Source organism: Endozoicomonas sp. NE40, assembly GCF_040549045.1.
GTDB classification, from domain to species: domain Bacteria; phylum Pseudomonadota; class Gammaproteobacteria; order Pseudomonadales; family Endozoicomonadaceae; genus Endozoicomonas_A; species Endozoicomonas_A lisbonensis.
On record NZ_JBEWTB010000002.1, the window covers coordinates 72,504 to 84,984 of the forward strand.

Annotated in this window: 9 protein-coding genes, 1 tRNA gene and 1 pseudogene; 1 reads left to right on the forward strand and 10 read right to left on the reverse strand. The window is 45.5% G+C overall.

What is annotated here, in order from left to right; genetic code table 11:
* Nucleotides 1-897, reverse strand: coding sequence for a DUF4892 domain-containing protein (locus tag V5J35_RS01330; protein ID WP_354009542.1), 897 nt, complete (start codon nt 895-897; stop codon nt 1-3).
* A gap of 115 nt (nt 898-1,012) precedes the next feature.
* The gene (locus V5J35_RS01335) at nt 1,013-2,632 is read right to left on the reverse strand and encodes a hypothetical protein (RefSeq protein WP_354009543.1); all 1,620 of its coding nucleotides are present in this window, start codon (nt 2,630-2,632) and stop codon (nt 1,013-1,015) included.
* A gap of 323 nt (nt 2,633-2,955) precedes the next feature.
* Between V5J35_RS01335 and V5J35_RS01340 the strand changes: the two genes are divergently transcribed.
* Nucleotides 2,956-3,032 (forward strand) — tRNA-Pro (locus V5J35_RS01340).
* 283 nt (nt 3,033-3,315) lie between these two features.
* Here V5J35_RS01340 and V5J35_RS01345 read toward each other — a convergent pair.
* The 8 genes and pseudogenes from V5J35_RS01345 to V5J35_RS01380 all read right to left on the reverse strand — a co-directional run bounded on the left by V5J35_RS01345 (nt 3,316) and on the right by V5J35_RS01380 (nt 12,412).
* A complete protein-coding gene (locus V5J35_RS01345) occupies nt 3,316-3,663 on the reverse strand; it encodes a hypothetical protein (protein ID WP_354009544.1) in 348 nt (115 codons plus the stop codon).
* A 915-nt stretch (nt 3,664-4,578) separates the two neighbouring features.
* On the reverse strand, nt 4,579-5,400 hold the full coding sequence (locus V5J35_RS01350) for a Cof-type HAD-IIB family hydrolase (RefSeq protein ID WP_354009545.1): 822 nt from the start codon (nt 5,398-5,400) through the stop codon (nt 4,579-4,581).
* Between the two features lie 182 nt (nt 5,401-5,582).
* Complete coding sequence (locus tag V5J35_RS01355; protein ID WP_354009546.1) at nt 5,583-6,380, reverse strand: undecaprenyl-diphosphate phosphatase; 798 nt, start codon at nt 6,378-6,380, stop codon at nt 5,583-5,585.
* Between the two features lie 142 nt (nt 6,381-6,522).
* Nucleotides 6,523-7,347, reverse strand: coding sequence for a UTP--glucose-1-phosphate uridylyltransferase GalU (gene galU / locus V5J35_RS01360; protein ID WP_354009547.1), 825 nt, complete (start codon nt 7,345-7,347; stop codon nt 6,523-6,525).
* Between the two features lie 124 nt (nt 7,348-7,471).
* Nucleotides 7,472-9,499, reverse strand: a complete 2,028-nt coding sequence (locus V5J35_RS01365; RefSeq protein WP_354009548.1) for a polysaccharide biosynthesis protein — start codon at nt 9,497-9,499, stop codon at nt 7,472-7,474.
* Between the two features lie 24 nt (nt 9,500-9,523).
* A pseudogene (locus tag V5J35_RS01370) lies at nt 9,524-10,703 on the reverse strand (DegT/DnrJ/EryC1/StrS family aminotransferase).
* Between the two features lie 57 nt (nt 10,704-10,760).
* Entirely contained in the window at nt 10,761-11,432 is a 672-nt protein-coding gene (locus V5J35_RS01375) for an HAD family hydrolase (protein ID WP_354009550.1), read from the reverse strand.
* Nucleotides 11,429-12,412, reverse strand: a complete 984-nt coding sequence (locus V5J35_RS01380) for an ATP-grasp domain-containing protein (RefSeq protein WP_354009551.1) — start codon at nt 12,410-12,412, stop codon at nt 11,429-11,431. Before V5J35_RS01380 ends, V5J35_RS01375 begins: the two co-directional genes overlap by 4 nt.
* Between the last annotated feature and the right edge of the window lie 69 nt (nt 12,413-12,481).

A 12,481-nucleotide genomic window follows, 5' to 3' on the forward strand; every position in this document is an offset into this window, starting at 1 on the left:
CTATTGAGTCAGCAACAGCCTGATGCCTGCCTGACGGCTGGATGATGTACTGTAGGACGATAAGACTCTGAAGCGTTCAGACGCTATACCATCAGCCTTTAGCTGTTGCTGCAACATGGCCTGCTGCCGCTGCTGAGTAGCTATCTGTTCATCTGCACCATTAACTCCTTCAGACAGTACAACAGATAACTCTATATTAACCAACAACTGTCGTGAATCATTACGCCTGAGTGCCGAAAGTACTTCCCGGTACGTATCATTACGCGACAGCTGACCGGCGCTGACTGGCAGCCGGTCAATATAAAAAGCCATCGGCGAATCGTCGCTGCCTGACACAGCCCCGGCCTCTACGGTGAATTCATCCACCAGGGTATAAACCCGTCGATTGCCCCGCTTAACGGAGTACACGGTGTAATAAACGACCTCCTCTGGCCTTACCTTCCTACCAAGAAAGTAGTGCTGTTCCCTGCTCATACCGTAGAGTGTTGATACACGAAAGATATTGTTGGCCCAGAAATTACTGTCACCACAACCAAAGCTGTCACAACTGAACAGGGGATCAACATTCCGGGCTTTTAACTGTTGTATAAAAAACTGGTAACCATCGTCACTTTCGTGACCTGATGGCAGTTGATAAACCCGTCTTTCCAGGTGTCCATCCAGCCGTTGCATTTCATCTGCCAGTACGACACTGTTCACCTTTTTCATTGGACTGCTGACAATCGGGTGGTTACTGCGCTGTTCATTGACCCTGAGGCTGACAGAAGCGGCTGGATACGACTGAAGGTCCAGTGCTGTGGCAGTCGTTGGAATAAAGGCTGTCAGCAGAAATACGGTTCTGACAGACGACAGGCAAACTTGCCGGAGGCTATGAATAAGTTGATTCGCTCTAACCATGAGTCGGGTTCTACATCTTGTTATCAACGGTGACAGATTATCACAGGGTTACCAGTACATAACAGTACTGAAAGCACAATGAGCTTTTGTAGAAACCGGAAGGAAGGAAAATATCCTATGACTTGGGCTTGTATGCCTTTATAGCTTTTTCAAGTATTCTTTTGATGCCTGCTTTTCGTTTGGCAAGAATGATGCTGGTCAGCGATTCTATCGTATTCCCCTCCTTGTCCAGCAGCTTTTTCTTGCCCCTTGCTGTTCCTTCTGCATCTTTTTTTAACTCGGATTCAGCAGCTTGCATAATCTTGTCAGAGTTTAAAAAGGCTTTTCTGGACGTCGGCAATAATGGCAGGTCATGGTAGGTTTGAAGATCTTTATGCAGGCGTGTTGTTAATCGCTGTTCCAGAACGGCGTAACTGCGATCCCAGACATCATCCAGAGAGCGTCTGTCTCCCTCTTTCATGACCTGGTCGTGGGTTTCGATCTTGTCGCGCAGTGATGCTACGGCTGAATGTTTCTTGTTTAGCTCTGCGTCCAGCCCTCTGCGCTCAGCATCGCCAGTTTCCGGATTGGCCAACTTTGCCTCAAGCTTGTCAATTTCCCTGAATGTGCTTTTTAAGTCAGCCCGCAGGGCTATGCCGGAAACCGGCTCCAGCCCCATACAGGTTTGAAACAGGAGCTCATGCTGAGCTTTAGGGATTAAGCCTTTTCGAGTCACAGTGCTGGTGATACTGCCCACCATTGCCTCGTCTTTTGCCGCTCCTGCCTGTTGAATCTGCAATATTGTAGAAGCCAGCAATGCCAGTTTTTTCTTGTTCCGGGGTTTAAAGAGAGTGACACCTGAAACAGTAAACGACGAGGATTTAAGGTAGTCGCCATGGGCTCCAAGTTCAATCATGCCATTGAAAAACGCTTCCTGGAGTTCCGGTGGTGGACTGCTTCCCTTGTACTGTTCCTTAACATAATCCATGACCTTGGTAGTATATTGCATAAACGCCTTATGCAGGCTTTTTTCATCCTTCGCTTCCAGTCCGTTTTTGACAATTTCTCGAACAGTATCGGGTAATGGCGACGCCTCTATATTGGCTCTGCCGGAGGGAACCAGTGGAGGTATATCCCGGCTTTCTTCAACAGAGCCACCTACCCCTTCAGTTTGACCTGTCAGAGGTTCAGCCTGAGAAGCCTTTGAAAGCGACTCCATATCGTCGCGTTTTTCATTACCCTGAAGCTGAACATTCTGGATCTGATCTTTAGAATCTCCAGCAGACACAGCCAGTGTCTTAGAGGACTGTGGCATTATTTCGGGCTTCTGATGCCCGGCTCCAGCCTTTGACTTTAAATCAGGCTTGGGAGGGACTGGAGGCTTGGAGGAAGTCTGATTTCTGGTCTTTGGCTTTAAGTTTCGCTTTGGAGGAATTGCAGGCTTGGTAGATGCTTTTGATGCCTCGCTGACTCTGCCTCCATTATGAATCTGGCTGGGTTTGGGATTTTTAAGTATCTGTTCAACGGCTTCATCGGGAAGAACTTTTGCCATCCTCTCCCGAAGTAACATGTGCCTGGACGTACCACCGGTACTGCCTGACTGCTGCTGTGGAAGATATTTTGCCGGTTGCGCAACGCCGGTAATATTGATTTTCCCCAGACCGCTACCGACTAAATGCTCAGCTTTTTTGTCTGAAGCCTTCAATCCAGCAGTCTGAAGGTTCACTGAGAATTGGCTACCGGGAATCTCTGACATAAGGAGTTCTTATTTCATGGTCAAAAGGTGTATTTTTAATAGTAGTTAAATAAGTCTGAAAACTTGCCTGCTTTGAATTAAGCTCAATATTTTAAAAACTTTTGCTTATAAATTGACAACACTCAGTCGTTTTTGCAGTAACCCTGTTCCCTGCGTCAAAAACCGGACTCATAGAATTCACCCACTGATGTTTTATTGTCTTTGCTGTTTTCTTTCAACCATTATCTTTGAACTTCCAGAGAGGCCGAAAGTTCAAAGATAATGGTTGAACTCTAACAAAATCAAGGTATTATAAGCGTCACATGAGCAGTGATGCTGCTCGTCGGAGCGTAGCGCAGCCTGGTAGCGCACCACAATGGGGTTGTGGGGGTCGGAGGTTCAAATCCTCTCGCTCCGACCATTATTTTCAATACTTACAGCGTAAGTATTCACTCCTCTCAAAGCTTATTCCCCAAAGGCTTCCCAAAAAATCCATCTGGTTCCCTTATTCCTCAACGGTTTTCGAATATAGTTCTTCTGCGCTGACGCTGCTTTATGTCCCGATATTTTGGAGCCAGGCAATGCCTTCAAACGTTGCATCAAATAAGCTGTGACCGCTAAAAAAGCCTTCGTCTGGTTCGACTGTAACCGCAGCAATTACGGCGAGTGGTTCACCAACTCGAAGGCTGTTCGACCAGCATAGTTCAATTGATAAACAGTTTTCTAACGTTCCACCATAGTCGAGCGAATATTCCGCCTTTTTGCGCCTGACTTTCTGGCGAGGGGCGGTAAGGCGTGGGGGCTGGATCACCGATCATCGTAACAGTATCTTCCGGGTAGCGAACCTTATGATCTGGATCATAAGTTCTTTGAATGGCTGCACATCGCTCCTGCCTGGCAAGATCAGACAGTTCCTGAGCATCTCTCGCCAGAAAAACCGGCTTCTTGCACTGCTGGCAAAACCGCACATTGTCTTCAGGGGTCTTATCCAACTCTCTCCATTGCTTTGAACACAGGAAGCGGAAGGCAGGGGCTTTATCGGTTTGACTCATTTGCTCACCTTTCTTTCTGGCAGCGGCAATGTAATCCGGAGCCGGATGCATTTCCTGAAAATGAAAAATTTTTGAAGAGTTTTCAGCAACCACCTGACAAGTAAAATCGGATATACAGCGTTTTTTGAACGAAATACAAATCGCCTCCAAATAATGCACCCACATCACTGTATGCAAACCCCGGACTGCCTGTCATCAGTGCCTGGCAGGCAGTTGACCAGTTTTAATATTGTTACTCTGGCCTGGTCGCGTCGTGCTTTTCCTCTTTTTTAAATCGCGTTACTGGCTGTGGGGATGAGCGGCTAGTGGGACCAGTAGACAGTACTTTTTGTACTGTTGCTGCCTCTGTAATGATTCGTGAGATCTCGCTCATAATTATTCGCTCAGACCCAGAATAATAGATCTTTTCCTCTGGAGGGTCTGCTCTTTTGGTCATGAGATTGATAAGTTCCCGGGAGCAGTCTTTGTGATTTGGGGATATATGGTTCTGGCAGAGACGACATGCCTCCATTCGGATCAAGATGTTATCGAACTGTTCAGTTAGCGTTCCAGGTGTGTTGATCGTGCTGGCTTTTTCAACAAGGTGTTTCAGTCTGGCTTTATAGCTGGATATCCGGTCATTCAGTAATCTGTCGAGAGCTTCGTACTGCATTTTCTCTCGCCTTTTCTGTTGGTGAGAGAGAAAGCGTAGCAGTACAAACCCTATGTCCAAATACCGTTTTGTTGTTTTATCTGGAGTTGATATTAAAACAAATGATTCTTTGCTTCATGCCATCACTCAGCTATCCGACTCTCTGAGTTAATTATCCTGATCAGAAATAACCGTTATGGCGAATAACGAGCTATGTACTATCAGTGAAGGTTAAGCCGAGTGAACAGCTGAACCTTCACTTGGATTTTCAGGCAAAATACTATTCAGGCAGTACACAACGATGAAGAATTATCCAGCAACTGTCTGATGACCTGCATAACCCCGGACTGTTCATTACTTGGAGCATCAAAACGGGCAAAGGCTTTAACGTCTTCGTGTGCATTTTCTACAGCATAGGAGTAGTAGCTGGCTTTCAGCATTTCAATGTCATTGAAGTAATCACCAAAACTCATGGTTTGCTCATAGGTGAAACCCAGAGATTTTTGCAGGTATTCAATGGCTTTACCCTTAGAGGCTTCAATGTTCATCATGTCCAGCCAGATCTGACCACTGACCACAACCTGATGCTCTTCGCCAAACTGTTTTTTGAGTACAGGATAGACATTCGCCTCTGTACCGCCAAAATGACAGATGGCGACTTTAATAAAGTCATCTTCGACCGCTAAGAGATCATCAACCTGCTCACAGCGATGATAATACTTCTTTATTTCTTCCAGCGCCTGATGGTCGTCGGTTTCAATGTAGGCTGACCGTTTGCCGCACAGCACCAGGTAAGACCCTTCAATCTTTCGGGCTTCATTTACGATCTGGTTAATTGCAGCCTTCTCCATGGTGCAACTGTAAAGCTCTTTGTCCTGCTGCATGACCAGCGTGCCGTTTTCAGCAATAAATATCATTCGATCCCTGATAGGCTCGAAGGTTTCCCTGAGGCTGTAATACTGTCTTCCGGAAGCGGCGGCAAAAATAATGCCCCTTTGTTCAAGCTGCTGATGCAGATCAAAAAATGCTGAGTCGAGTAAACCCTGTTCATTCAGCAGGGTTCCGTCCATATCAGTAGCAATAAATTTGATAGAAGAGTCTGTCATGTATTACAACGCTGGTTTTAAAACCCTAAAAAGATTAATAGGTTAAATGATTAATAACAGCAAGCTTAATGACTGGGTAATCGAAATACAATGAGTGTAAATCTCATACTTGCCATATGGCGCATACAAAAAAAGCCTTGCCCAACAAATCAGGCAAGGCTTTTTTCGAATACTGACAGCCATTAAATAATGATTAACAGCACGAGGGCCAGTAGCAGTCGGTAAATGACAAATGGCATCAAACCTGCCCGACTGATCATGCCAAGGAAAAAATGAATACACAGCATAGCGCTGACACCGGATATCAATGCTCCGGCAATCAGTTCACTCCAGACCACCACTTCTGTCGACTTCACCAGATCCAGAATCACCAGCAAACTGGCACCCAGTGTAACGGGGATTGAGAGCAGGAAAGAAAATCGTGCGGCGGCTTCCCGCTTAAAACCCAGCATCAGGGCAGCAGTAATAGTGATTCCAGAACGTGAAGTACCCGGAATCAGGGCGATGGCCTGGGCAAAACCAATCATCATGGCAGACTTCAGAGTCATACCTGACATACTGGTTCTGCGTTTGCCAAAATAATCAGCTACGCCCATTAAGGTGCCAAATATCAGGGTGGTTGCAATAATGACATGGGTAGAACGCATGGCTTCGTCAATCCCGTACATTTTCAACAGCAACCCGAAAATAACCGCAGGGAAAGTCGCCAACCCAACATACCATGCCATTCGGCTGTACTCTGTGGTTCCCTTACCTGCCAGTGAAAGGGTCCAGTCACGAATCAGCAACCAGATATCCTTGCGGAAATACAACATAACAGCCACCAGGGTACCTATGTGAACGGCGGCATCAAAAGCAATTCCCTGGTCTTCCCAACCCAGCAGTTGCGCTGGAAGAATCAGGTGTCCAGAGCTTGAAATCGGCAGAAATTCGGTAATGCCCTGTATCAGGGCCAGTACAGTAATTTGGACAGCATCCATAGTGATTAAGCGCTACAACTTGTTAAACGAAAATACAGACAATAAAAAAGGCATACAGGTGCTGCAATCGGCTCCCGTATGCCTTTGAAATACTATTAACAGCCAGTACCCTGGCTACAAACAACTCGCTACATACAGTTAGTTACTTGCGGAACGCATCATAACAGTAATTCGTGGCCTCGATAAAACCTTCAATACTGCCACAATCGAAACGCTGCCCTTTGAATTTGTACGCTAAGACACAGCCTCGTTCAGCCTGAGCCATCAGGGCATCGGTGATCTGTATTTCACCACCCTTTCCTGGCTGAGTGTCGGTGATCAGATCAAAGATATCCGGAGTCAGAATATAACGACCAATAATGGCCAGGTTGCTGGGCGCATCTTCCTTAGCAGGCTTCTCAACCATATTCTCAACGCGAATCAGGTCATCAGAAATTGCCTGACCCGCAATCACACCGTATTTATGAACTTCATCCTCCGGTACCTCCATCACCGCAACAATACTGCAACGGAATTGCTGGTACAACTGTGCCATTTGCGACAACACCCCGGAGCCATCGGTATTAATACAAAGGTCATCGGCCAGAACAACGCCAAATGGCTGGTCTCCAACCAAAGTCTGCCCGGTGAGGATGGCATGTCCCAGCCCTTTCATTTCCCTCTGTCGGGTATAGGAGAATGTGCATTCATTGATGATTTTACGGATACCGACCAAAAGCTCTTCCTTAGAAGAGCCGGAAATCTGGTGTTCCAGTTCATAGTTGGAATCAAAATGATCCTCCAGCGCACGTTTACCCCGACCGGTAACAATGCAGATATCAGACATGCCTGCTTCCAGGGCTTCCTCTACCCCATACTCGATCAGTGGCTTACTGACGATTGGCATCATTTCCTTGGGCATGGACTTGGTGGCAGGCAGGAAGCGGGTTCCGTAACCTGCGGCGGGGAAGAGGCATTTTTTGATCATGGGTGTCCTGGAGTCTTGGGGTAACCTGATTAGAGCAATAGTACAATAAATAGTTCAGCATGAAACAGAGAAAAATCAGAACTTCAGCCTGCTTTCAATTTGCTGGTCTTTAAGCGACCATTTCTCAAGCAACTATATCAACATCAGCCTGATGAAGTGGCTGCCTGTATAACCAGTCAACCACCTTTGGACTAGGAACATAGCCATTGACATACCTGAGCAGCAATTCACTGGTAGTCTTGTACCTGTGTTCACCAAGTGTCCGGTTGATATCATCCAAAGCCCGCTTGAGCTCGCTCCAGGGCATCATTTCTTCAGTTGCGCGACAAATCAGTGGATGTTCGGTTTCTGTTACATTGTCTCCAATAAGTAACTCTTCATACAGCTTTTCACCGGGTCTCAAGCCAGTGTATAGAATACTGATATCGCCATCAGGGCAATCTTCATCCCGAATGGTTAAGCCAGACAAAGACACCATACGCCTTGCCAGGTCAGCAATTTTCACAGGCTCCCCCATTTCCAGAACAAAGACATCCCCACCTTTACCCATGGCACCGGCCTGAATAACCAGCTGAGCAGCCTCAGGAATGGTCATAAAAAAGCGGTTAATATCGGGATGTGTCACGGTAATGGGGCCTCCTGTACGAATTTGCTCACGAAAAACAGGTATAACAGAACCGCTTGAACCCAGCACATTACCAAAACGCACCATCGAAAAATTCGTTCCGTTTCTAATAACCTCGCCTGATCGAACCCCGAATTTTTCCGCGTGGTAAAAAGTCAGGTGAATTTCTTTGCTAAGAGCCTGAAGTGCCATTTCAGCAAGCCTCTTGGAGGCTCCCATAACATTGGTAGGCCTGACTGCCTTATCCGTTGAAATAAGTACAAAGTTCTTAACGCCTGACGCTATAGCAGCCTGTGCCGTGTATAGCGTGCCAATAACATTATTTTTTAACCCCTGGGACACATTGTATTGAACAATAGGAACATGCTTATAAGCTGCGGCATGATACAGGGTGTCGACCTTGTACGTTTTCATCACATCCAGAAGTCTGGTGGGGTCATTAATCGATCCCAGCACTGAAATGACTCTGGTATTATGACCAGTGGCTCGGATTGTCTTTTGCAATTCCTGGTCAATGGTGTAGAGATTATATTCAGAATGCTCAAACAAAACTAATGCTTTCGGCTGCCTTTGCAAAGCCTGCCGGAGCATTTCAGAACCAATAGAGCCACCTGCACCCGTCACCATTACCACCTGCTGGGTAATGTGTTTTGCAATCAGTTCAGGTATAGGTTTAACCTCTTCCCTGCCAAGAACATCAGCAATATCGACTTCCTGAACATCCTGAATTTTAAGGCGCCCGGAGGTCAAGTCTTGCAGATCTGGCATGGTTTTTATGGGAAGGCCGGATGACTCAAGGGATCGAACAATATCGGTCCTGCGCCTGCGACTGACAGATGGTAATGCCAGCAACACTTCTTCAACTCCGGTATCAGAACGCATGGCATTTATTTGAGAAGGCTGATAGACAGGCTTCCCGGAAACAACTCTCCCTCTTAATGCCTGACTATCATCAAGAAACGCGACGGAACGATACTCTTTTGAGTGTTCAAGAGCATGCGCTAATTGAACACCTGCAGACCCAGCTCCATAAATTGCTACAGGTTTACCCCGCTGAGTTCGGGTAGTCGCATTTTTGTAGGCAACAGGAGAAAGAAGAATGTCACGCAATCGATAGCCCATCAACCAGTACCGAACAGCATACCGACTCAACCCGAGAAGCAGAGCAGAAATTAACCAGTACAAAGCAGGAATGCTCCTTGGAACATTCAAACCAATAAATGATTCAGCTACTGTAAACCCAATAAAGGCAATAAAAGATGCCCTGAAAATTGTGAAGGAGACTTGGGGTCCCATGTAGCGCAGGACAGCCCTATAGAGGCCCAGACGTATATAAATGGGTAATGAAACTACAACCGCCAACGCGCAGGACTTGAGGTAAACGGTTGAATAACTGTATATCCAGCCTTCAAAACCAAGACGAACACTAAAGGCTGCCGCCAGGGATAAGCAAATCAGAAGCGTATCAATTCCCAGAGTCACCAATCTTTTTTTTACTCTGGAAAAGCCCAGTATTTTCTCTCTCACAATCATTCCCGAAAACGTACGACCTTAACTTCGAACAGCCGATGCTACCACTTCAGAAATTACATCGCAGGTTTTTCCAATCTCTGCTTCCGTCAAAGTGGGATGCACTAAGAACATCAAACTGGTTTCGCCCAGCTCCTTAGCAACTGGTAAACGTTTTTCAGGTCTGTAGCCAGTGCCATCAAACGCTTTTTCAAGATACACTTCAGAACATGACCCCTGAAAACAGGGAACTCCCCGTTTAACCAGCTCGTCAACAATACGGTCACGACTCCACCCAGCTCGAAGGTAGTCAGGTCTCAAAAAGACATAGTGCTTATAACAGGCATGCTTAATATGGAAAGGTACGACGGGTACTCTCAAAGCAGCAAACTGTTTGCATACTTCATTAATACGCAGAGCATTTTCCTGTCTCTTTGTCGTCCAAATCGGCATGCGGCGCAGCTGAATTCGCCCAATAGCTGACTGCATTTCCGTCAAACGCCAGTTAGTGCCAAAGCTTTCATGCAACCAGCGAAAGCCAGGAGGGTGCTGCTGGTTATATACAGCATCATAGGATTTGCCATGGTCTTTATAAGACCACATTGTCTTCCATAAATGCTCATCATTAGTGGTCACCATGCCGCCCTCACCACCGGTTGTCATGATTTTATCCTGACAAAAAGACCATGCACCGAGATGACCGATACTACCAACCGGCCGCCCTTTATATGTAGCTCCGTGAGCCTGAGCGCAATCTTCAATCACAAACAAGTCATGCTTTTCAGCCAGCTCCATAATGTCGTCCATTTCACAGGGCCAGCCCGACAGGTGAACGCAAATGATGGCTCTTGTCTTATCCGTTATCACATTTTCGATCGTCTCTGCCGTCACATTCTGAGAATCAGCATCAACATCAGCAAAGACCGGAACAGCACCTGCGGTGACAATAGAGCTGGCAGAAGCCAGAAAAGTGCGGGAGGTAACAATGACTTCATCTCCTGCCCCAACAGGCAGTGGCCTTTAATGCAAGATCAAGCGCTACTGTACCGTTTGCTACAGCAATGGCGTACCCGGCCTGACAGAAGTCGGCAAATTCTTTTTCAAATTCACGTCCTTCATTTCCTGTCCAGTAGTTAACACGGTTAGACAGCAAAACATCAGAGACTGCATCAGCTTCTTCTTGAGAGAAGGAAGGCCAGGGGGAGAAATTTGTATTTAACATGACAGATTCAATTATAAAGAAGAGCTTGGTTATCCGAAAAACGGAGAAACAACCAGATTACATCGGTAAAATATGTTTGAGTTCTGATAATGAATGGATTATGAACTCAGCCTGAAAATCAGGTTGTACAGCTGCATGACTGTACTCACCGCTATCAGACGATAGACGTACTGTCATCCAGCCCATTTTTTTTGGCGTAACGAAGTCTTTATTAGGGTTGTCAGCAATATATACACATTGCTCAGGTTTAACTCCAAGCCCGTCCTGTACCAAAATATAGGGCTTCGAATGGGGTTTCCAAAATGCTCTTCCCAGTTCATCTGTCACACAAATTGCCTGAAAGTATTCTGAAATCCCCAAAGCTTTAATTTTGTTGCGTTGGGCTTCCTGATAACCATCAGTTATTAAACCTAATTTGTACTGACCTGAAAGCCAGTCGAGAATATTTACAGTATCCGGACTTAAAGTTATAGAAGGCACGTGACTACGATAAACAGCAATCAACCTTTTAATTAATGCTTCATCGTATTCGAAGTTTAAACGATCAAGAACTTCATTAAAAATTCTCCCCCTGTGACCTTTTTGAAAAAGGTGTTGAGCGTGACGATAAAAACCTGGAACACCAAGCTCTTCACAAAAGTATCGATCAACCGCTTTAAATCCACTCATTACATAGCTGGCTTCAGGATAAAGCGTATCATCCAGATCAAAAACAACGGCCTTTATCACCGGATGTCTTCCCCCTTAACTATAATTTCATCGTCATAACGCAACATGGCAAGATCATCCTTCCAGCATTCCTGATGAGCTTCACACTTACGACCTGTTAACTCCTGAATGATCCATTTTGGAAAATCCGCGCCAGCATGAATGGTAAGAGGATGGCCACCACCAAACCGGGGATTAATTTCAATAAAACTAATGCTTCCGTCAGGTTGTTTAAAACACTGAACTGTCATACACCCCACTGCATGAGGCAAAGCATTCAGAACCCGGGTGACTGCAGCGATTATCTCAGGATCATTAACGGTCAGACCTTTACTAACTTCACCACCTCGTGTTTCAAGCCTCAGACGAGGAACAACACAGCGAACCTTGCCCTTGAAATCAACATATGCATCGCAGGTATATTCATCACCTTGAATATATTCCTGCACCATTGCGTTGTTTACATAGTCTTTGAAAAAATTCAGCTCTTTCCGACTACTGACGACATGAACACCAACACTGCAACTACCATCCCACGGCTTAACCAGTAGGGGAAAATCGCTTTCAGCAATATCTTCCAACTCTTGATTACTATAAGTGTGTGGAGTATCAATTTTATTTTTTACAAAAAACTCGTAAGTATTTTTTTTATCAAAACAGATTTGATTGGTATCATAGTCACAAACCAGAACTTCTGTCCCTATCACTTTGAACTTTTCTCTATTTTCAGACAACAATGTCAAATCAGTATCAATAAGGGAGACAAGAAGCTTAATGCTTTTTTCTTTGCACACAGAAACAAGCGCATCAATGTAGTCCGGCGAAGATACCTTGGGAACATTTATATAATCATCAGCAATAAAGCCTGCAGGTGCACTTGAACCTGCATCCGCTGCAATGACATGCCCTGTGAGATTAAGTTCGGTAAGTGTTTTTTTTAAATGACGAAGTAAAGAAACTCTTCGCCCTGCTGCAGTACATAAAATATTGAAACTTGACATGACACTGTATTTTAGAATTAAAACCAAGAAATATAAGGCTTTATCAATACTTATAACTCTGACTATTAG